The sequence below is a fragment of the Pseudarthrobacter sp. C4D7 genome, from assembly GCF_013359725.1.
Classification (GTDB): domain Bacteria; phylum Actinomycetota; class Actinomycetes; order Actinomycetales; family Micrococcaceae; genus Arthrobacter.
Window position 1 is genome coordinate 51,983 of sequence record NZ_JABFMW010000020.1, and the last position, 22,044, is coordinate 74,026.

Below are 22,044 nucleotides of genomic sequence, written 5' to 3' on the forward strand. Positions count from 1 at the left end.
TGGGACATGGACGGCACCATCGTGGACACGGAGCCGTACTGGATCGCGGCTGAGCACGCGTTGGTGGAGGCGCACGGGGGAACGTGGAGCCACGACCAGGCCATGCAGTTGGTGGGCCAGTCGCTGACATTTTCTGCGGGCCTCCTCCAGCAGGCCGGCGTCGAACTGGAAATCCGGGACATCATCGATACCCTGACCGACCAGGTCATCAACAGTGTCCGCCAGGAGGTGCCGTGGCGCCCAGGCGCCCGTGAACTCCTGGAGGAGCTGCACCTGGCCGGGGTCCGCTGCGCACTGGTCACCATGTCCGAAGGCCCGATGGCCCGCGAGGTGGTGGCCAGCCTTCCGCGGCCATACTTCGAAGTGCTGGTCACGGGTGACACAGTGACCCAGGGAAAGCCGCATCCGGATGCGTACCTGACCGCCGTCGAACTCCTGCAGGAGAGCGACCCGGACCTGGGGATCCACCACTGCGTAGCGCTCGAGGACTCCGTACCGGGCGTCGCAGCGGCCGTGGCTTCCGGCGTCACCACCGTTGCCGTCCCTCACATCGTTCCGCTGCCTGAGCACCACAGCTACGAGCTCTGGGACACGCTTTCCGGGCGAAGCATCGGAGAGCTGGCAGCCCTGCTTCCGACGGCGGCCCCCGCCGGTTTCCCAGGTGGTCCACGTGGCTGAACCAGCCGCCGCCCAGGGCAACACGGCACGCCGGGAAGGCATCCCGCTGGGGCGCATCGCCGGCGTCCCCGTAGTGCTCGCCTACTCGTGGTTCATCATCGCGGCGTTCACGGTGATCGTCTACGGGCCGGTATTGGCCACAAACAACCCGAGGCTGGGCATCAGCGCCTACTTCGTGGCGTTCGCCTACGCCGTTCTGCTCCTCATCTCGGTCCTCGTCCACGAACTCGCCCACGCGTTGACGGCCAGGATCTACGGTTGGCCCACCCAGAAGATCGTCCTCAACCTGTGGGGCGGCCACACCCAGTTTGAGAACTTCACGGCCTCGCCAGGCCGGTCTGTGCTCGTTGCGTTGGCCGGACCCGCTGCCAACTTCGTCCTGGCCGGCGGCGCCTGGCTGCTCCTGGGAAACAACAGCCTGGGGAGCGTTGCCGAAATCCTGACCAACATCTTCATGTGGGCGAACTTCCTGATCGGCGTCTTCAACGTCCTGCCGGGCCTGCCGCTGGACGGCGGACGGCTGGTTGAATCAATTGTCTGGAAAGCCACCGGCAGCCAGGCGAAAGGAACCGTCGCGGCGGGATGGGGCGGGCGGATCATCGTCCTCGCCATTGCCTACTGGTTCCTCCTGCGGCCCTTCCTCGCCGGTGACCAGCCGGATTTCAGCCTCCTCATGATCACCATCCTGGTGGGTGGTTTCCTGTGGATGGGAGCCTCGGCCTCCATCCAGCAGGGCACACTCCGGGGCCGGCTTCCACTCGTCAGCGCCGCAGCACTGGCCACGCCGGCGGCCGGGGTCCCTTCCACCGGCACGGTCGGGGACGCGCTCCGCCTCGGCGCGGCGGGCACAAAGTCAGTGGTGGTTTGCGGCCCGGACGGCCGGCCGCAGGGCGTGGTCGACCCCCGGGCCCTGGCCTCCGTACCAGGTGCTTCCGCAGACACCACACCCGTTACCGCCATCTCATTCCCGCTGGCCTCCGGAGCCTATGTTCCGGAGTGGTCCAAAGGACAGGAGTTGCTCCAGTTCCTGTCCCAGGTGGAGGGGCGGCACTACGCGGTGGTTGACCACAACGGAACAGTCACCGGCCTGTTGACCCAGGAGGCCGTCCTCTCAGCCATCACCGGCAAGCGCCAGCGCAACGATAGGCGCCCGCAGGGCCAGAACCGGTAGAGTTACCTGCCGGTCGTGCATTGCCGCGGAAGCCACTGTGTCCCCGGGGGCCAGAAGGCCGCGGCGCAACAGGTATTACAGGAGTAAGGAAGAATCATGAGCAGCGAAACTGCCGTCAACGACGCCAACGGAGCAGCGCAAGCCGGTGCTGACGCCAGCGGCTCGCAGCCGGTGGGCGCTGCCCGTCGCCGCGGCCCTTTCCGTGAGGGCGAACGTGTCCAGTTGACCGACGAACGTGGCCGTATGAACACCGTTACGCTGGAACGCGGGGGCGCCTTCCACACCCACCGCGGCTTCCTGAACCACGACGAAATCATCGGCAAGGCCGACGGCTCGGTGGTGGTGAACAACGTGGGCCAGCAGTACCAGACCCTCCGGCCCCTTCTGTCCGACTTCGTGCTGTCCATGCCGCGCGGCGCCGCCGTCGTGTATCCCAAAGATGCCGGCCAGATCGTCACCATGGCGGACATTTTCCCCGGGGCACGCGTCGTGGAAGCCGGCGTGGGCTCAGGCGCACTCTCCATCTCCCTGCTCCGCGCGGTAGGGGACAACGGCTACCTGCACTCGTTTGAGCGGCGCGAGGAGTTCGCCGACATCGCCCGCGGCAACGTTGAAACCATCTTTGGCGGACCGCACCCCGCCTGGCAGATTTCCCTGGGCGACTTCCAGGAGGAAGTGGTCAAGGCCGAGGAGCCAGGCTCCGTGGACCGCGTGGTCCTGGACATGCTCGCACCTTGGGAATGCCTCGATGCCGTTGCCACCGTCCTGGCTCCCGGCGGCGTCTGGATTAACTACGTTGCCACGGTCACCCAGCTTTCACGCACCGCGGAAGCTATCCGGGCGGACGGCCGCTTCACCGAACCTGATGCCTGGGAGTCGATGGTCCGCGGGTGGCACCTGGAAGGACTAGCCGTACGGCCGGACCACCGCATGGTGGCCCACACCGGGTTCCTGCTGGTCACCCGGCGGCTTGCGGACGGCGTCACCGGCATCTCGGTCAAGCGCCGCCCGTCCAAGACGGAGTTCAACGAAGAAGACGTCAACGCCTGGACCCCTGGCGCAGTGGGGGAGCGCGCCGTGTCGGACAAGAAGCTCCGGCGCGCAGCCCGCGACGCCATCGCGGGGACCAATGTTGTGGAAAACCCCGAGGTTACGAAGTAGTCCACATTTCGGGAGTCTCCATCCCTACCAGCCCTCTTGGGACTAATGTCTTAAGAGAAGCGCAGGAAGGGGCTGATACATCATGGAGACACCAAACCAGGACTCCGGACGTACACCGGCAGAGCAGTCTGCCGCCAACGACCTCTCGGTTGCTGACCGCCAGGTCAACATACTTCGGGACAAGCTCAGGCACATCGACCGCCAGTTGGCTGCGGCAACGCAGAACAACACCAAGCTGGTCAGCATGCTGGAAACCGCGAAGGCGGAAATCCTCCGGCTGAAAAATGCCCTGGACCAGGAAGGCCAGCCGCCCTACAGCTTCGGCACCATCCTCCAGATCAACCCCAAAAGGCAGCCTGCTCCGGGCAGCAGCGGCCAGGCCGCCACCGAGGAATCGGTGGACATCTTCAACGCCGGCCGGAAGATGCGCGTGGGCATCAGTCCGCTGGTGAACATCAACCAGTTGGCCGTGGGCCAGGAAGTGCTGCTCAACGAGGCGCTCCTGATCGTGGCGGGATTGGGCTACGAACGGGCCGGTGAGCTCGCCACCCTGAAGGAAATGCTGGGACGTGACCGTGCCCTGGTGGTCGGCCGCGCAGACGAGGAACGCGTGGTGCGGCTCTCCGGTGCCCTCCTGTCCGAAAAACTCAGGGTAGGGGACGCCCTCTCAGTGGACTCGCGGACCGGCTACGCGCTGGAAAAGGTTCCCCGTTCAGAGGTGGAGAACCTGGTCCTGGAAGAAGTTCCGGACATCACTTACGAGGACATTGGCGGCCTGGGACCCCAAATCGAACAGATCCGCGACGCCGTGGAGCTGCCGTTCCTGCATCCGGACCTGTACCGGGAGCACGGCCTCAAGGCACCCAAGGGCATCCTCCTCTACGGCCCTCCCGGCTGCGGCAAGACCCTCATCGCCAAGGCTGTTGCCAACTCCCTGGCTGCCCGCGCCGCCGAGCGCTCCGGGAACGTGGACCTGAAGAGCTACTTCCTGAACATCAAGGGACCCGAGCTCCTGGACAAATACGTCGGTGAAACGGAGCGGCACATCCGCCTGATCTTCGCCCGGGCCCGCGAGAAAGCCTCTGACGGCAGCCCCGTCGTCGTGTTCTTCGACGAAATGGACTCGCTGTTCCGCACCCGCGGCACCGGCATCTCCTCCGACGTCGAAACCACCATTGTGCCCCAGCTCCTCAGCGAGATCGACGGCGTCGAGCGGCTGGACAACGTGATCGTCATCGGCGCCTCCAACCGCGAAGACATGATCGACCCCGCCATCCTGCGTCCCGGCAGGCTGGATGTGAAGGTCAAGATCCAGCGGCCTGACGCGGAAGCCGCGGCCGATATCTTCAACAAATACATCACGCCGGACCTGCCCTTCCACGAATCCGACCTCGCCGAACACAACGGTGACATCCAGGCCACCGTTGACGCGATGGTCCAGCGCACCGTTGAAGCCATGTACTCAACGGACAAGTCCAACGAGTTCCTGGAAGTCACCTACGCCAACGGTGACACCGAAATGCTGTACTTCAAGGACTTCAACTCCGGCGCCGTGGTGCAGAACGTGGTGGACCGGGCCAAGAAGTACGCGATCAAGGACCTTCTGACGTCGCAGCAGAAGGGGCTCCGCATCGAGCACCTGCTGCGCGCCGTGGTGGACGAATTCCGTGAGCACGAAGACATGCCCAACACCACCAATCCTGATGATTGGGCCCGCATCTCGGGCAAGAAGGGTGAACGCATCACCTATATCCGCACCATTGTGCAGGGCAAAGCCGGCCAGGAACCCGGCAAGTCCATTGAAACCATGCCGACCACGGGACAGTATCTGTGACGGGTGCACAAGGATCCGCCGGCGGGGAAGCACTTCCCGCCGGCGGGGCCATGCGGGTGATGGGGGCCGAAACGGAATACGGCATCCACGCTCCGTCCGCCCCATCCGCCAACGCCACCATGATGAGTGCCCGCGTGGTCCAGGCCTACGCGCAGGTCACCCGCCAGCGGGCGGCCGGCGGGGCTGAGACCCGATGGGACTATACGGATGAGGAGCCGCTCCACGATGCGCGGGGATGGACCGTGGACAGGGGAGCCGCACATCCCTCCCAGCTGACCGACCAGCCGCCTGTGCTCGACGCTGAATCGGTGGCCCTGGCTTACGGCCGCGAAGAGCTCGAACTCGACGGACAGGACGAATCCGGGACCCTGCTGATGAACATGGTCCTCGGCAATGGAGCCCGGCTCTACGTGGACCACGCCCATCCCGAGTATTCAAGCCCTGAGGTCACCAATCCCCGTGACGCCGTGGCCTGGGACGCTGCCGGCGACCTGGTTGGTCTTGCGTCCGTGCGGAGGCTGGCCGCGGATCCGGCGCTGCCGCCGGTCAACCTCTACAAGAACAACACGGACAACAAGTCCGTTTCGTACGGCTCGCACGAGAACTACCTGATGCCCAGGTCCGTGCCGTTTGGCGACATTGTGCGGGGGCTGACCCCGTTCTTCGTGAGCCGGCAGGTGGTGTGTGGGGCCGGCCGGCTGGGGATCGGCCAGGACAGTTCCACGCCCGGCTTCCAAATCAGCCAGCGGGCCGACTTCTTTGAAGCCGAAGTGGGCCTGGAAACCACCATCCGACGCCCCATCATCAACACCCGGGATGAGCCCCACGCCACGGCTGACAAGTACCGGCGCCTGCACGTGATCATCGGGGACGCCAACCTCAGCCAGGTTTCCAACTACCTCAAATTCGGCACGACGGCCATGGTTCTCAGCCTCATCGAGGCCGGCCTGGCCCCCAAAATCGAGGTGTACGAGCCCGTCGCGGCCCTGAAGGCGGTGAGCCACGATACCTCGCTGACAGCCAGAGTGCGGCTGCTGGATGGCAGGCGCGTTACGGCCCTGGACCTTCAATGGATGTATCACGAGGCCGCTGCGAAGCTCGCCCAGGACACCGGGGTGGGTGACGCGGTGGACGGTGACGGACACACCCACGACGTCCTGGAGCGGTGGGCGTCGGTCCTCACCCAGCTCGACAGCGACAGGGCAGCTGCCGCCACCTCAGTGGAGTGGCTGGCCAAACTTTCCCTGCTGGACGGCTACCGCCAGCGGGACGGACTGGAGTGGAGCGATGCCCGGCTGGGTCTGGTGGACCTCCAGTGGGCTGACATCAGGCCCGAGAAGGGCCTCTACTACCGGCTGTTGTCGAGAAACCGGATGCAGCGCGTGGTTGACGATGCCGCCATCGCCGCCGCGGTCGCGGAGCCTCCGGCCGACACCAGGGCGTTCTTCCGCGGAAAGTGCATCAGCAGCTTCGGCAAGGATGTGGTGGGAGCCAGCTGGGACTCTGTCATCTTCGATGTGCCCGGCTACGGCAGGCTTCAGCGCGTGCCTACCAGGGAGCCCTTGAGGGGAACGAAAGCCCTGACAGGAGCGTTGTTCGAGCGCCACCGGGACGCGGGACCGTTCCTTGGTGAACTGCTGGGACACAACAGCACTCCGCCTGCGGCATAAACCGCGCCGGAACGCCGGTCCCGTGGCAGGATGGGCATATCGGAGGATCCGCCGGATCCACCGACGAAACAAGGAGGGAAACCAATGGCAGGCCAGGAGCAGCAGCAGCCGCAGTCACGGGACAACCAGGTCGACGAAGACATCCCCGAGGCACCCCCGGCACCGCCCGAGGCACAGGCATCGGCCTCGACTGAAGGCGTGGATGACCTTCTCGACGAGATCGACGGTGTCCTGGAATCCAACGCCGAGGAGTTCGTCCGGGCATTTGTCCAAAAGGGCGGCCAGTAACCCGGACCCGGGAGCAGGCGGAAGCCGCGGACGGCCGGGATCTGTACCGACGTTGAAGTACCACGTTCAAGGAGTGATGAGTGCAGGAATCAACCGCCAACCAGGTAGCCGCCAACGCCACCTCGTCCTTTACCGAGCACCTTCAGCGGGACCGGCCAGAACTGCTTCCCTTCAGCCGCTCCCTTCAGGGCGTGGCGTCGACGGCAGCCCCGGTCCAGGTTCCCCACGCCACCACGATCGTTGCCATGAGCTACGGCGGCGGTGTCCTGATGGCAGGCGACCGACGCGCCACCATGGGAAACGTGATTGCCAGCAGGCACATTGAGAAGGTTTTCCCGGCTGACCATTTCTCCGTGCTTGGCATTGCCGGAACAGCCGGCATAGCAATCGACCTGACCCGGCTGTTCCAGGTTGAACTTGAGCACTACGAAAAAATCGAAGGAACACAGCTCAGCCTCGAAGGCAAGGCAAACCGGCTGGGCGCCATGATCAGGGGCAACCTCCCCCTGGCCCTTCAGGGCCTCGCGGTGGTCCCACTTTTCGCCGGCTTCGACATCAGCGCAGGGATCGGCCGGCTCTTTTCCTACGACGTCACCGGCGGAAGGTATGAGGAGCACGAGCACCACACTGTCGGGTCCGGCTCAGTGTTCGCACGCGGCGCGCTGAAGAAGCTGTGGCGGCCCAACCTCACGGCCGAGCAGGCCCTCTCCGTTGCGGTGGAATCGCTCTATGACGCGGCCGACGACGATTCAGCCACGGGCGGCCCGGACACGGTCCGCCAGTTGTGGCCGGTGGTCTACACCGTGGACAGGACAGGTGCCCGCCGAGTGCCCGAGGCCGAACTCGCCGCTGCGTCACGCGCTGTGATCGAAGCGCGCACCATCGCCGGACGGGAGGCCTGAGATGACCCAGCAGTTCTATGTGTCGCCGGAACAGCTGATGAAGGACCGCGCGGATTTTGCGCGGAAGGGCATCGCCCGCGGCCGCTCGGTGGTGGTTATCAGCTGCGCCGACGGGATCGCCCTGGTGGCCGAAAACCCTTCGCCGTCCCTGCACAAGATCGGTGAAATCTACGACAAGATCGCTTTCGCAGCAGTCGGTAAATACAACGAATTCGAGAGCCTTCGCCAGGCCGGGGTCCGCTATGCAGACGTCCGCGGATACTCCTACGACCGCGAGGACGTGACCGCCCGGGGCCTGGCCAGTGTCTACGCCCAAAGCCTGGGTGCTGTCTTCACCGCTGAGCAGAAACCGTTCGAGGTTGAACTGGCCGTGGCCGAGGTGGGACCCACACAGGCCCAGGACCATCTTTACCGGCTGACCTTCGACGGCTCCATTGCGGACGAGCACAGCTTTGTGGTCATGGGTGGACAGGCTGAGAAAGTGTCCTCCGCCATTGAAGCCGGTTGGCAGGCCTCGCTGGGCTTCGCCGACGCCGTCCGGCTCGCGCTCAAGGGCCTCACACCCGTCCAGGAGGGGGAGCAGCCTGCCGCAGCCTTGCCGCCGAGTGCATTGGAAGTGGCCGTCCTGGACCGGGGTTCCGAAACCTCCCGCGGCACCCGGCGTGCGTTCCGCAGGCTGAACGACGCGGACATCACAGCACTGCTGGCCTAGGAGGACCACATGGACAAGAGAATCTTCGGCATCGAAACCGAGTTCGGAATCTCCTACTCGAGCCCCGACTCAAGGCCGCTTGCCCCGGAGGAGGTGGCCCGGTATCTGTTCCGCAAGGTGGTCAGCTGGGGCCGATCCTCGAATGTGTTCCTCACCAACGGTTCCAGGCTGTACCTCGACGTCGGCTCCCACCCTGAGTACGCCACCGCAGAGTGTGACGACCTTGCCCAGCTCATCGCCCACGACCGGGCCGGCGAGCTCATCCTCGATGACCTCGTGGACGAGGCACAGGCGCGCCTGGCCGCTGAAGGCTTCAACGGGACGGTGTACCTGTTTAAAAACAACACCGATTCAGCGGGCAACTCCTACGGCAGCCATGAGAACTACCTGATTCCGCGGCGGGGGGAGTTTTCCCGCCTCGCAGAGATACTCATTCCGTTCCTGGTCACGCGGCAGTTGATTGCAGGGGCTGGAAAGATCCTGAAGACCCCCCACGGGGCCACTTATGCTTTCTCCCAGCGGGCCGACCACATCTGGGAGGGCGTCTCCTCAGCAACCACCCGCTCCCGGCCCATCATCAACACGCGGGACGAGCCGCATGCTGACGCAGAGTTCTACCGGCGGCTGCACGTCATTGTGGGGGACTCGAACATGTCCGAGGCCACCGCGCTGATGAAGGTGGGCACCGTGGACCTGGTCCTGCGCATGATTGAGGCCGGAGTAATCATGCGGGACATGCGGATGGAGAACCCCATCCGCAGCATCCGGGAGATCTCCCACGACCTCAGCGGGAGGGCCCTAGTCCGCCTGGCCAACGGGCGGCAGCTCACCGCACTCGAAATCCAGCAGGAGTACCTGACCAAGGTCACCGCCTTCGTCCAGGAGCATGGCGCCCACAACCCGCACGTTCCGCTGATCCTCGATCTGTGGGAGCGCACGCTCCACGCGATTGAATCCGGTGATTCGCGGGGGATCGACACGGAGATCGACTGGGCCATCAAGAAGAAGCTGATGGACAACTACCGGGCACGCCATGGCCTGGGCCTGGAGGCGCCGCGGATCGCCCAGCTCGACCTGACGTACCACGACATTTCCCGCACCCGTGGGCTCTATTACCTGCTGCAGGCCCGGGGGGCGGTGCGGCGGATTGTCGACGACACCGTCATCAAGGGCGCTGTTGACGCCCCGCCGCAAACCACCCGTGCCAAGCTACGCGGCGACTTTGTCCGGCGGGCACAGGAGCTGGGCCGCGACTACACCGTGGACTGGGTGCACCTCAAACTCAACGACCGCGCCCACCAGACAATACTGTGCAAGGATCCCTTCCGCAGTGTGGACGAGCGCGTCGATGCGCTGCTGGATTCTATGGGCTGACGTCCAGCTTCAGGGTCTATTCTGGATAAGGTCCCTTTTAAAGGGGGCCTTCCACGGCCGTGTCCGCCGCGTTGCGGACAGCCGTATCCACCCTGCCCCGACGAAAGTTTTACTACGTGCGCCGACTACTAGCAATCCTCCTCCCCGGCCTGCTGCTCCTGACTGCCTGTGGAGGTACAGCCCCGCAGCCCGAGCCAACCAGCCAGTCTGCCGGGGAGACTGCAAAGTTCGACTCCCTCAAGCTGACCGACAACGGGGATAAAAAGGCCCCGGGCGTGGATTTCGATAAGCCCCTCGCCGTGATCGAGCCCACCATTAAAGTGGTGTCCGAAGGCAGCGGCGACACCGTCAAGGCAAACCAGGTAGCCAAAATCTCCATCCTGGCGCTCAACGGCACGGACGGTTCCCAGTTGGAAGATACCTTCCCCAACGAACCTGAAAGCCTGGAGCTGAACGATGAGCTCAAAACGGGCAGCGCCGTCATCTACAACGCGTTCGTGGGCGCCAAAGTGGGATCAAGCCTGGCTCTCGCCGTCCCCAGCCAGCAGAGCGCTCCGGCGGCAAGCCCCAGCCCCTCCGACGGCGCCACCCCCAGCCCGGCAGCCGAACCCACCCAGCTGCTGATCATCAAGCTGCTGTCCGCTTCTGACCCGGCCCCGGTCCTGGACAAGCCGCAGGGCGAAACCGTCACCCCGCCGGCCGGCCTGCCGACTGTGACGGAAAAAGACGGTGTACCTGAAATCAACGTTGCGGGTGCACCCGCCCCCACCGCACTGGTGTCGCAGGACCTGATCAAGGGCACCGGCGCAACCGTCAAGGAATCCGACACGCTGACCGTGAACTACGTTGGCGTCAATCTTTCCGATGGCACCAAGTTTGATTCCAGCTTCGACCGCGGCCAGCCTGCCACCTTCCCGCTCACGGGCGTCATCAAGGGCTGGACCCAGGGCCTGGCCGGTAAGACCGTGGGCTCCCGGGTCCTGCTGGTCATTCCCAAGGACCTGGCCTACGGCGACGCCGGCCAGGGCCAGGCAAAGGGTGACCTGGTCTTCGTAGTGGACATCCTCGGGGTCAAGTAGCAAGACTTACAGGGACGCCGCATCCTCCGCGGCACCCATCACCACTCAATCAATAGGAGCAAGCATGTCGTTTGGACAGCGGGAATTCGACCGCCAGAAGCCCGAGATCGACTTCCCGGAAGGCGAGGTCCCCACGGAACTTGTCATCACGGACCTCATCGAGGGTGACGGCCGGGAAGCCACGGCAGGCGATACCGTCTCCACCCACTACGTCGGTGTCGCCTGGTCGACGGGCGAAGAATTCGATGCGTCCTGGGGCCGCGGCGCACCCCTGGACTTCCGGGTGGGCGTAGGCCAGGTCATCCAGGGCTGGGACCAGGGCCTCCTGGGCATGAAGGTCGGCGGCCGCCGGCGCCTGGAAATCCCCTCCGAACTGGCCTACGGCTCCCGCGGTGCCGGCGGAGCCATTGCCCCCAACGAAGCACTGATCTTCGTCGTGGACCTCGTCGCCGTCCGCTGACGCAGTCCCGGAAGCGCGGCAGCACGGGAGGACACCCCTCCCGTGCTGCCGCGCTTTCTGCTTTCACCGGAGGAGTTTAGTAACGTAACCATGGTGTCCGTATCCCGCACTGAACGACTCCTCAACCTGCTGATTGCACTGCTGAACACCCGCTACGGCCTGCGGCGGAGCGAGCTGCGCGAGAAGATCTACCACGACACTTCAGGCAATGACGTCGCCTTCGGACGCATGTTCGAGCGGGACAAGAATGACCTGCGGGCCATGGGCTTCGAGGTGGAAACCCTGACGGACCTGGGCTGGAGCGAAGACGACCCCGCCACCACGAGGTACCGGATCGGCAAGGAGGCCAGCCGTCTTCCCGATGTCCAGCTGGGACCGGACGAGTGGACCGTCCTCCTGCTGGCCTCCCGGCTGTGGGAGCGTGCGGCGCTGGGGACGGCCGCCCAAAGCGCGCTCCGCAAGCTGCAGGCCTCTGGACGGCTGGCCGATGTGGAACTGCCGGCCGGCGTCCAGCCCCGGATCAAACCGGCCGGCCAGGCGTTCGATGACATCGTTGCCGCCATGCATGCCCGGCATCCGGTCAGCTTCACCTACCTCGCCGGGAGCACCGGCAAGGAGGAAGAACGGGTCGTCGAACCCTGGGGCCTCGGCAGCCGGTTCGGCCAGTGGTACCTCGTGGGCTACGACCGGGCACGGACAGCGCCCCGCTACTTCCGCCTGTCCCGCCTCACCAGCGCCGTGACCACCCTGGCAAGGGACCACTACGAACCTCCCGCCGGCTTCAACATCCGTGAAGAACTGGGCCGGCTGCCGGAAATGCCGCTGCGCACCGCCGTCGTGGATGTCAGGCAGGGGCGCCTGCTGGCGCTGCGCCGCCGTGCCCTCGATGATGCCCGGCAGCGCGGCGGCGGCGCACCAGCCGACGGCTTCGACCGGCTGGTCATGGAGTACCGCGACCCGGAGGTCCTCGCCGAGGAACTGGCCTCTTACGGACCCGATGCCCTGGCAGTGGAACCAGCGGAACTGGCGGAGGCGGTGCGGCGCCGGCTGGTGGCCGCTGCCAGCTTCAGCGACTCCCCGGTGCCGGACTACGCGTTCCAGCACGCCCGCGCGCGCACGGCCCGGAAGGGAACATCCGAGGACCAGCTCAAGCGCATGCTGCAACTGGTTCCATTCCTGGTCCATAACCAGGGCCTGCACATCCAGGACGTGGCGGGGCACTTCGGCGTCAGCCGGGAAGAGCTGGAGGCCGACCTCCGGATCCTCATTTGCTCCGGCTTGCCCGAGGGGTATCCGGATGACCTGCTCGACATCCAGTGGGAGGACGACCACGTCTTCATCTCCCAGGACCTCGACCTGAATAGGCCGGTCCGGTTTACGGTGGCTGAGGCCTGCGCCCTGCTGACCGGCCTGGAAACCCTCAACGGCCTGCCGGACCTTCCCGGCGGCGGTGCCCTGGAATCGGTGACCTTGAAGTTGCTGGCCGCGGCCGGGGAGGAAGGGCTCCGTGCCGCATCCATCGCCGGTCCCTGGATTGCTCCCGCGGACGCCGCGACCCATGCCACGGTCCGCCGGGCCATCGAGGCGGGGTCCCAGCTCCACCTGACCTACCTTTCGCCCCAGCGTGACGCGGTGACCGAACGCGACGTGGATCCCCTGCGGCTCTACTCCCTGGACAACACCTGGTATTTCGAAGCCTGGTGCCACCTGGTGGACGGCCTCCGGAACTTCCGCCTGGACCGGGTCCAGGACGTGCACCCCAACGGCCAGGCCGCCACCCGGCATGGAACATCGGACGACGGCGTCCCGGCCAAACTGTTCACGGCGAACGACGACGACACAACAGTCACCGTCCAGCTCACCCGGCAGGGGAGGGGGCTCGCGGACGACTACTACGCCGAGCGCACCGCGGAGCTGCCCGACGGCGGCCTGGTGGCCGACATCAGGTTCGGCAACACCGCGTGGCTCCCCATGTTCGTGGCCCAGCACGGCGGGTCAGCCCGCATCCTGGCCCCGGCGGGACTCGCTGACGCCGCGCGGGAGTGGCTGGCGGCATCGCTGGACCGGTACGGCGGATAGACTTCTCAGCATGCCTTGGTGGTCCTGGATTCTCATATGGGTGGCACTCGTCGCCGTGTCCGTACTGTTCTACGTCCTGCTGGGCATCCGGCTCTTCCGCCAGTTCATGGCGACGGTCAAGGACCTCGGCGCTGCGGGTGAAAAGCTGGGCCACCTGGCCCCCGTCGAAATCCAGGAATCCACGGAGGCGCCGGCAGCCCCGCCGGGCTCTGCCGTTTTTGCCTCACCCGCCGTGATGCGACATGATTACGAGGCATCCAAATCGGCCCGGCGCGAAGAGCGCCGCCGCCGGCGAGTGCAGCGCAAAAAGGACCGGGGCCAGCCGCAGGCGCTCGGAGATCTCGACTTCACATAGAAGTAGGATGTATTTAGAGGAAAGGATTTCCCGTGGGAAGACTCTTTGATGGCCCCTGGCCGATCGTAATCATTATCGTTGTTGCTTTGCTTCTCTTCGCCGCTCCCAAGCTTCCGGCCATGGCCCGCAGCCTTGGACAGTCCATGCGGATTATCAAGTCCGAGGTCAAGGAAATGAAGAACGACGGCAAAGCCGACTCCACCGAGGCGACCGGCCCGGTGGAAGGCACCATCGTGAACCACCCCAAGGCGAAGCCCGGTGAGCCGACAGACGGCACTGACGTTCCGCCGTCGACCCGCGCCTGACCTCCCGTGGCACAGTCGCGGGGCCGTAAAGCCAATCCCGAGGGGCGGATGTCCCTCTGGGAGCACCTCAAGGAGCTGAAGAACCGGCTGATCAAGTCGGCCATCGGCGTCGTGATCGGCGGCATTGGGGGCTGGATACTTTACGATCCGCTGTTGAAGGCTCTTGCCGAACCGGTGAACCGGATTTCGAATGAAACCGGTGGCCTCGCGGCCATCAACTTCGGCACCATCGCCTCGCCCTTCGACTTCAAGCTGCAGATGTCGCTCCTCATTGGGGCGGTGATCTCCAGTCCCATCTGGATTTACCAGCTCTGGGCGTTCATCACGCCGGGGCTGACATCCAAGGAACGCCGCTACACGCTCGGCTACATGGCAGCCGCCATCCCACTGTTCCTCGCTGGAATCTGGGTGGGATGGCTGGTGGTGCCGCAGGTGGTCCACGCGTTGACGCAGTTCACCCCGGAAGGGTCTTCCAGCGTCATCGATGCCAGGACCTATATCGAATTCGTCACCCGAATGGTGCTGATGCTCGGCTTGGCCTTCCTGGTTCCGGTGGTTCTGGTGGGCGTCAACATGGCCGGCATCGTTTCCGGCCGGACCATCCTCAAGGCCTGGCGCATCACCGTGTTCCTGGTCTTCGTGCTGGCCGCGATCGCAGCCCCCGGCGCCGATGCCATTTCGATGTTCATGCTGGCCGGCCCGCTCCTGGCACTCTTCTTTGCAGCGATCGGCATCTGCATCATGAACGACAAGCGCCGCGACCGCAGGCAGGCGCGGCAGGTGGAAGAGACCGAGGCCACAGCGGACATCGCCACCCCCGGAAGTGAACTCAAGAAGCTGTAGCGTGCGGCTAGGCTTGGGGTATGTCCTCCACCACCGGACCCTTCTCCACCGGCCCCGTCGAACCTGAAGAACTTTCGCCGGCCGAGAAATACCGTGCCAGCGCCGAGCGACGGGCAGAGGCCGCCACCTATTTGGGATCGTTTATCCGGACCCTGGAGTTCGAACTTGACGATTTCCAGCGCCAGGCGTGCCGTTCGCTCCAGGAAGGCAGGGGAGTCCTGGTGGCGGCCCCCACCGGTGCCGGCAAAACCATCGTGGGCGAATTCGCCATCTACCTGGCGCTACAGCGGGGCCTGAAAGCCTTTTACACCACCCCCATCAAGGCGCTCAGCAACCAGAAGTTCAGTGAACTCAGCGAAAAGTACGGGTCAGAGAACGTGGGCCTCCTGACCGGGGACACCAGCATTAATGGTGATGCGCAGGTTGTGGTGATGACCACCGAAGTCCTCCGGAACATGCTGTACGCAGATTCCGCCACGCTGGGTGACCTCGGCTACGTGGTCATGGACGAGGTCCACTACCTCGCTGACCGCTTCCGCGGGGCAGTCTGGGAAGAAGTCATCATCCACCTGCCCAGCGAGGTCCAGGTGGCCTCGCTCAGCGCAACCGTCTCCAACGCCGAGGAATTTGGCGCCTGGCTGGACACTGTCCGCGGCGACACCGACATCATCGTCTCCGAGCACAGGCCCGTGCCGCTGTGGCAGCACGTCATGGTGGGCCGGCAGATCATGGACCTGTTTTCCGGGGAAACCACGTTCGATGAGATAGCGCCGCCCGTCGATGAAAACGGCGTGCAGCCTGCGGTGCCGGGCAAGTCGGCTGACACCGCCAAGGGCCGTGGCTTCGACGTCAACCCGGACCTCCTCACGGTTGCCCGCAATGAGAGCCAGCAGGGTTTCCGCAGCCGTCCGGGCGCCGGCCGCCGGGGCCAGCGCGGGCGCGGCGGGTACGACCGCCCCGCCAGGAGCGAACCAACCGGCATACGTCCGGCCAGCCGTCCGCAGGTGATCGCCAGCCTGGACCGGATGGACCTGCTGCCCGCCATCACCTTCATCTTCTCCCGCGCGGGCTGCGAGGCAGCGGTGGCACAGTGCGTGGGGTCGGGCCTGTGGCTCACCACGGAGACGGAGCAGCGGATCATCGCCCAGCGGGTGGATGAGGCCGGGCAGGACATCCCGCCGGACGACCTCGACGTCCTGGGTTTCTGGACGTGGCGTGATGGACTGCTCAGGGGCTTCGCAGCCCACCACGCCGGTATGCTGCCCACCTTCAAGGAAGTGGTGGAGCGGCTTTTTGCCGATGGACTGGTCAAGGCCGTTTTCGCCACGGAGACGCTAGCCCTGGGCGTGAACATGCCGGCCCGCTCGGTTGTGCTGGAAAAGCTGGACAAATTCAACGGCGAAGCCCACGTGGACATCACGGCGGGCGAATACACCCAGCTCACCGGCCGGGCCGGGCGGCGCGGGATCGATGTCGAAGGCCACGCCGTGGTGCTCTGGAAGCCCGGTACGGATCCGACGGCGGTGGCAGGCCTGGCCTCACGGCGCACTTACCCCCTGAACTCCAGTTTCCGGCCCACGTACAACATGAGCATCAACCTCCTTGCGCAGTTCGGGCGTGCCAGGGCCCGCGAAATCCTGGAATCCTCCTTTGCCCAGTTCCAGGCGGACCGCTCGGTGGTGGGGCTGGCCAGGCAGGTGCGGAGCCGGGAGGAATCCCTTGCGGGGTACGCCAGGTCCATGACCTGCCACCTTGGCGACTTCACCGAATACGCACGCCTGCGCCGGGAGCTCTCGGACGCCGAGAACGCCACCTCCCGGACCAAATCCAGGGTCCAGAAGTCGCTCAGCGGCGACTCCCTGGCCCGCCTGCTGCCCGGAGACGTGGTCAATGTTCCCGGCGGACGCGCGCCGGGACCCGCCGTCGTCCTCAGTTCAGACCACAGCAGCCGCGAACCGCGGCCCGCCGTCCTGACCCTGGACAACCAGCTGCGCCGGATTGGCACCGATGACCTGGAGGGACCCATCGCTCCGGTGACCCGGATCCGCATTCCCAAATCCTTCAACGCCAAGGTGCCCAAGTCCCGGCGGGACCTTGCGTCCTCGGCACGGAACGCGCTGCGCGAGAACCGCGCTCCTGCTCCCGGCCAGAACCGCAACCACGATTTCGGCCGCGGCGCGGCCCTTCCCAACCAAGAGCGGAGGATCGCGGATCTTCGCAGGGCGCTGAAGGCACACCCCTGCCACGGCTGCAGCGAACGTGAAGACCACGCCCGGTGGTCTGAGCGCTGGTGGAAGCTGCGGCGTGAAACCGACGGCCTGGTCCGCCAGATCCAGGGCCGCACCAACACGATTGCCAAAACCTTCGACCGGGTCTGCGATGTCCTGTCCGCCTACGGCTACCTTGAAGACGCCGGAGACGGCCGCCTGCACATCAGCCCGGACGGCCAGCGGCTGCGCCGGATCTACGGCGAGAAGGACCTGCTGATCTCGCAGTCACTGCGGCTGGGCGCGTTCGACGACCTGGATGCAGCGGAAGTCGCGGCCCTCGCCAGCGTCTTGGTGTACCAGGCCAAGCGCGAAGACCGGGGCCTTCGGCCACGGATGCCCAGTGTCTCACTGGAGACGTCGGTGGACATTGTGGTCAAGGAGTGGTCCGTCCTCGAAGACGTGGAAGAGGAGAACAAGCTTCCCTTAACCGGCGAACCCGAGCTGGGCCTGGTCTGGCCCCTGTACAAATGGGCCCGCGGACGCCACCTGCAGGATGTCCTCAGCGGCACCGACCTTGCCGCCGGAGATTTTGTCCGCTGGGTCAAGCAGGTAGTGGACCTGCTGGACCAGCTCGCCAAGATCCCGGGCCTTGATCCACGCCTGGCACGCCTCTGCGCCGAGGCGATCACCCTCATCCGCCGCGGCGTCGTGGCCTACTCGTCCGTTCTCTAAAACGCTTGAAACCCGCGGGCTGCACCCGGCCCGCCCACACCCCAGGAGTCCTGCCTCTATGCCCAGCCCTGAAGCCGTCCACCGCAACGCCGGCCGTCCCGCCCCGGTGCTGTACCGCAACGGATCCGTCTACACCGCCGCTGACCCTTTCGCAACAGCAATGCTTGTGGACGGGGACACGGTTGCGTGGGTGGGATCGGAGCAGGCGGCGTCATCCATTGCCGACAGCTCGATGGACATCATCGACCTCCGCGGCGCCTTGGTTGCGCCGGGCTTCGTGGACTCCCACATGCACCTGACCGAAACCGGCATCGCCTTGGAGTCGCTCCAACTGGGAACGCTCACCTCGGCCCGGGAGGTGCTGGATGCCGTCGCCGCCGCCAAGGGGAACGGCCCGGTGCTCGGCCACGGCTGGGACGACAGCACCTGGACCGACCCGCGCCTGCCCAGCGCAGAAGAACTGGACCGGGCCGCAGGTGGCAGGCCGGTCTACCTGTCCCGGATTGACGTGCATTCAGCGCTGGTGTCGGCATCCCTGGCCCAATCCGCAGGATTGCAGGACAAAGACGGGTACGACGGCGGCGCCCGGGTGGCGGGCGCCGCCCACGAGGCTGCCCGGCTGGCCACCCGGCAACTGCCGGAGGAAGCGCTGAAGCGGCACCAGGCGAGGGCACTGGCGGAAGCCGCGGCCAACGGGTACGTGGCACTGGCCGAAATGGGCGCTCCCCACATCGGCGGCGCCGTCGACCTGCGGCTCGCTGCAGGATGGAACGCCCCCGACGACGGTCAGCCCCGTCATCCGGACGTCATGCCGTACTGGGGCGAACTGGTGTCATCCGAGGAGCAGGCCCGCGCGCTGGTCGCTGAGCTGGGCGCCGGCGTCCGCGGCCTTGCAGGAGACCTGAACATTGACGGATCCCTGGGCTCGCGCACCGCCGCCCTGCGCGCAGGCTACACCGATTCCGGCCAGGAACGGGGCACCCTCTACTTGGGCGTGGAGCAGGCGGCAGCCCACCTTGCCGCGTGCTCTCTCGCCGGGATCCAGGGCGGCTTCCACGTGATCGGCGACGCCGGCCTGGACGCCGCGCTGGAGGCACTGGACCTGGCGGCCAAGGAAGTGGGGGAGCAGCGGGTGCGCGCTGCAGGCCACCGCTTTGAACACGTGGAGATGGCGGACGCCGCAGCCGTCGCGCGGCTGGCGCACTATTCCGTAACGGTCAGCGCGCAGCCCTCCTTCGACGCAGCCTGGGGCGGCCCCGGAGGCCTTTACGAACAGCGGCTGGGGGAGCGGAGCCGGTCCATGAACCCGTTTGCCGCCTTCTACTCCGCCGGCGTTCCGGTCTGCTTTGGCAGCGACAGCCCCGTCACGCCGCTGCGTCCCTGGTCCAGCGTGCGCGCGTGCGTTGAACACCACAACCCGGACCAGCAAATATCGGCGCGCGCGGCGTTCCTCGGCCACACGCGGGCCGGTTGGCGGGCTGCACGGCACCCCAACCCCATGGCAGGGCAGCTGGTGCCCGGGGCCCCCGCAAGCTTCGCGGTTTGGGAGGTGGAAGAGCTCATGGTCCAGGTGGCTGACGGGCGTGTGCAGTCCTGGAGCACCGACCCGCGGGCCAGGACCCCGCTGCTGCCTGCGCTGGATACGGGGTCTGATCCGGTGTGCCTGCAAACGGTCAAAGACGGTGCCGAACTGTTTGCCAGCCCGGCACTGCGTTCCTGACCCGGCAACCCCTCGCCCTATAATGGGGAGTTGCGCCCGCCGCCGGCATGCCCGGCATCAGGTGCACCGACCACTTCCACCAGGAAAGGCCCTCTGTGCGCGTCCTTACGATCATTCCCACCTACAACGAACTGGAATCCCTGCCCAAGACGCTCCAGCGCCTGCGGAAGGCTGTTCCGGCGTCGGACGTGCTGGTGGTCGATGACAACAGCCCTGACGGCACCGGTCAACTCGCCGACGGCTTCGCAGCCGAGGACTCCCAGGTCCATGTCCTGCACCGCAAGGGCAAGGAAGGACTGGGCGCCGCCTACATTGCCGGTTTCAAGTGGGGCCTGGACGCCGGGTACGACGTCCTGGTGGAAATGGACGCGGACGGCTCCCACCAGCCCGAACAGCTTCCCCAGCTCCTGGAGGCCGTGGAACAGGGCGCCGACCTGGCCATGGGCTCGCGCTGGGTTCCCGGCGGCAGCGTGGTCAACTGGCCGCTGTACCGCCAGGCCATCTCCCGGGTGGGCAGCACCTACGCCCGGCTGATGCTGGGCCTGCCCATCAGGGACGTCACCGGCGGATACCGCGCCTTCCGACGAAGCACCCTGGAGAAGCTCAACCTGGACCAGGTGGACTCGGTGGGCTACGGCTTCCAGGTAGACCTGGCCTGGCGCGTCGCCAAACTCGGCCTTCGCATCGAGGAACGCCCCATCACCTTCGTTGAACGTGAACTCGGCGCATCCAAGATGAGCGGCAACATCGTGGTCGAAGCCATGATCAACGTCACCAAATGGGGGCTGGCAGCTCGCTGGAACACGCTGGCCGGCAAGCTGAAAAACAAGCAAGCCTAGCCGCTGCCCCCTGGACCACCAGACCGGCAAAAAAAGGGGGCGGCCCCGCACTGATGTGCGGGGCCGCCCCCCTTTTTTGGGCGTCTGGCCTATGCCGAGCGGCGCTCTCCGCGGCGCTCGCGCAGGATGGTCAGGCGGTCCTCGAGGATCTGCTCCAGTTCAGGAAGGGAGCGGCGTTCGAGCAGCATGTCCCAGTGGGTGCGGACTGCCTTGTCGTTGCTGGTATCCGGCTTTTCGCCGTCGACCAGGAGCGCTTCCTTACCGGTCTTGGAGACCCATACCGGAGGAATTTCCGCCTCGGAGGAGAAGGTGACGAAGACCTGCTCGCCATCCGCGCAACGGTATTCGACCCGCTGGCGCGGAGCCGGCTCTACTCCGGACTCGGTCTCCATGCTCTGCGCACCAAGGCGCATACCCCGCAGGCTGCGATCGCTCATGATTTCTCCCTCTGGTCGGTTCGCGGATGACATCTCCACGATTGCCGGTGGCGCCAAGGCGCCTCCGGACTTCTCTGTGCACTGTGCTGCATCATAGGATTCAACGCACTGCGAAGCTTGGTTGTTCCAGCCGATAGTCTCCTGCCGGACAAATACCCAACTATACGTTGGTTATCCCGCGGGGAACAAAACGGGGAGGGTTTGGCACCTGATGCCAAACCCTCCCCGCGCCCGTGCTGCTTACGGCTCGGTGCGCTCGGCAGGTGCGTCCTGGAAGAGGGGACCGGCGGCCGGGCCTTCCCCGCCGGTGCCGCCAAGGGCATTGCCGATCCCCTTCAAGGCTTCCCCGACTTCGCTGGGGATGATCCAGAGCTTGTTGGCGGAGCCTTCGGCGAGCTTGGGAAGGGTCTGCAGGTACTGGTAGGCCAGCAGTTTCTGGTCCGGGTTTCCCTTGTGGATGGCGTCGAAGACCTTTTGGATGGCCTGCGATTCGCCATCAGCACGCAGGATGGCCGCCTTGGCTTCGCCTTCCGCGGCCAGGATCGAGGCCTGGCGCTGGCCCTCGGCGGTCAGGATAGCCGATTGCTTGGTTCCCTCAGCGGTCAGGATTGCCGCACGACGGTCCCGTTCGGCACGCATCTGCTTCTCCATGGAATCCTGGATGGAGTGGGGCGGATCGATGGCCTTCAGTTCCACCCGGGAGACCCGGATGCCCCAGCGGCCGGTTGCTTCGTCCAGGACGCCGCGCAACTGTCCATTGATCTGGTCGCGGGATGTGAGCGCTTCCTCAAGGTTCAGGCCGCCCACCACGTTGCGGAGGGTGGTGGTGGTGAGCTGTTCGACGGCCTGGATGTAGTTGGCGATCTCGTAGGTGGCCGCGCGGGGGTCCGTGACCTGGAAGTACACCACCGTGTCGATGGAGACCACCAGGTTGTCTTCTGTGATGACCGGCTGCGGCGGGAAGGACACCACCTGTTCACGCAGGTCCAGGAGCGGCAGGAGCCGGTCCACGAACGGGATCAGGATGGTCAGGCCCGGATTCAGCGTCCGTTGGTACTTGCCGAGCCGTTCAACCACCCCCGCCCGGGCCTGCGGAATGATCCGCACGGACCGGACCAAAACTATGATGACAAAGACGATCAGAACTACCAGCACAATGGCCAGTGCGGTCCCGCCTGCGTTTTCCATACAACTC

General features: G+C 65.7%; 20 protein-coding genes. 18 read left to right on the forward strand and 2 right to left on the reverse strand.

Annotated features, from left to right (window positions below; translation table 11 throughout):
- Positions 1-6: 6 nt before the first annotated feature.
- From HNO81_RS14185 to HNO81_RS14270, 18 genes are all read left to right on the forward strand, one after another.
- A complete protein-coding gene (locus tag HNO81_RS14185; protein ID WP_254703489.1) occupies positions 7-678 on the forward strand; it encodes an HAD-IA family hydrolase in 672 nt (223 codons plus the stop codon).
- The gene (locus HNO81_RS14190; protein ID WP_175318751.1) at positions 671-1,849 is read left to right on the forward strand and encodes a site-2 protease family protein; all 1,179 of its coding nucleotides are present in this window, start codon (positions 671-673) and stop codon (positions 1,847-1,849) included. Before HNO81_RS14185 ends, HNO81_RS14190 begins: the two co-directional genes overlap by 8 nt.
- A 96-nt stretch (positions 1,850-1,945) precedes the next feature.
- Complete coding sequence (locus HNO81_RS14195; protein ID WP_175318752.1) at positions 1,946-3,010, forward strand: tRNA (adenine-N1)-methyltransferase; 1,065 nt, start codon at positions 1,946-1,948, stop codon at positions 3,008-3,010.
- Between the two features lie 82 nt (positions 3,011-3,092).
- Positions 3,093-4,844, forward strand: coding sequence for a proteasome ATPase (gene arc / locus HNO81_RS14200; RefSeq protein WP_175318753.1), 1,752 nt, complete (start codon positions 3,093-3,095; stop codon positions 4,842-4,844).
- Positions 4,845-4,894: 50 nt separating this feature from the next.
- Complete coding sequence (dop, locus tag HNO81_RS14205) at positions 4,895-6,514, forward strand: depupylase/deamidase Dop (RefSeq protein ID WP_175318774.1); 1,620 nt, start codon at positions 4,895-4,897, stop codon at positions 6,512-6,514.
- 84 nt (positions 6,515-6,598) lie between these two features.
- Positions 6,599-6,802, forward strand: a complete 204-nt coding sequence (locus HNO81_RS14210) for a ubiquitin-like protein Pup (protein WP_175318754.1) — start codon at positions 6,599-6,601, stop codon at positions 6,800-6,802.
- Positions 6,803-6,882: 80 nt separating this feature from the next.
- Positions 6,883-7,704, forward strand: a complete 822-nt coding sequence (prcB, locus tag HNO81_RS14215) for a proteasome subunit beta (RefSeq protein ID WP_175318755.1) — start codon at positions 6,883-6,885, stop codon at positions 7,702-7,704.
- Position 7,705: 1 nt separating this feature from the next.
- Entirely contained in the window at positions 7,706-8,416 is a 711-nt protein-coding gene (gene prcA / locus HNO81_RS14220; protein WP_175318756.1) for a proteasome subunit alpha, read from the forward strand.
- Positions 8,417-8,425: 9 nt separating this feature from the next.
- Positions 8,426-9,790 (forward strand): Pup--protein ligase, encoded by a 1,365-nt coding sequence (gene pafA, locus HNO81_RS14225; protein WP_175318757.1) that lies wholly within the window; start codon positions 8,426-8,428, stop codon positions 9,788-9,790.
- Between the two features lie 116 nt (positions 9,791-9,906).
- The gene (locus HNO81_RS14230) at positions 9,907-10,869 is read left to right on the forward strand and encodes an FKBP-type peptidyl-prolyl cis-trans isomerase (protein ID WP_175318758.1); all 963 of its coding nucleotides are present in this window, start codon (positions 9,907-9,909) and stop codon (positions 10,867-10,869) included.
- A gap of 64 nt (positions 10,870-10,933) precedes the next feature.
- Positions 10,934-11,329 (forward strand): FKBP-type peptidyl-prolyl cis-trans isomerase, encoded by a 396-nt coding sequence (locus HNO81_RS14235; RefSeq protein WP_175318759.1) that lies wholly within the window; start codon positions 10,934-10,936, stop codon positions 11,327-11,329.
- A gap of 93 nt (positions 11,330-11,422) precedes the next feature.
- Entirely contained in the window at positions 11,423-13,408 is a 1,986-nt protein-coding gene (locus tag HNO81_RS14240; RefSeq protein ID WP_175318775.1) for a WYL domain-containing protein, read from the forward strand.
- A gap of 10 nt (positions 13,409-13,418) precedes the next feature.
- The gene (locus HNO81_RS14245) at positions 13,419-13,763 is read left to right on the forward strand and encodes a hypothetical protein (protein ID WP_175318760.1); all 345 of its coding nucleotides are present in this window, start codon (positions 13,419-13,421) and stop codon (positions 13,761-13,763) included.
- Positions 13,764-13,795: 32 nt separating this feature from the next.
- Positions 13,796-14,068, forward strand: a complete 273-nt coding sequence (gene tatA, locus HNO81_RS14250) for a Sec-independent protein translocase subunit TatA (protein WP_175318761.1) — start codon at positions 13,796-13,798, stop codon at positions 14,066-14,068.
- A 48-nt stretch (positions 14,069-14,116) separates the two neighbouring features.
- The gene (tatC, locus tag HNO81_RS14255) at positions 14,117-14,911 is read left to right on the forward strand and encodes a twin-arginine translocase subunit TatC (RefSeq protein WP_175318762.1); all 795 of its coding nucleotides are present in this window, start codon (positions 14,117-14,119) and stop codon (positions 14,909-14,911) included.
- 20 nt (positions 14,912-14,931) lie between these two features.
- A complete protein-coding gene (locus tag HNO81_RS14260; protein ID WP_175318763.1) occupies positions 14,932-17,853 on the forward strand; it encodes an RNA helicase in 2,922 nt (973 codons plus the stop codon).
- A gap of 58 nt (positions 17,854-17,911) precedes the next feature.
- Positions 17,912-19,573, forward strand: coding sequence for an amidohydrolase (locus HNO81_RS14265; protein ID WP_175318764.1), 1,662 nt, complete (start codon positions 17,912-17,914; stop codon positions 19,571-19,573).
- 95 nt (positions 19,574-19,668) lie between these two features.
- Complete coding sequence (locus tag HNO81_RS14270; RefSeq protein ID WP_175318765.1) at positions 19,669-20,412, forward strand: polyprenol monophosphomannose synthase; 744 nt, start codon at positions 19,669-19,671, stop codon at positions 20,410-20,412.
- An 89-nt stretch (positions 20,413-20,501) separates the two neighbouring features.
- Here the strand turns inward: HNO81_RS14270 and HNO81_RS14275 are convergent, their stop codons facing one another.
- Together HNO81_RS14275 and HNO81_RS14280 are read right to left on the reverse strand one after the other, a co-directional pair.
- On the reverse strand, positions 20,502-20,849 hold the full coding sequence (locus HNO81_RS14275; RefSeq protein WP_026266052.1) for an RNA polymerase-binding protein RbpA: 348 nt from the start codon (positions 20,847-20,849) through the stop codon (positions 20,502-20,504).
- Positions 20,850-21,089: 240 nt separating this feature from the next.
- Entirely contained in the window at positions 21,090-22,037 is a 948-nt protein-coding gene (locus HNO81_RS14280; RefSeq protein ID WP_175318766.1) for an SPFH domain-containing protein, read from the reverse strand.
- Positions 22,038-22,044 lie beyond the last annotated feature (7 nt).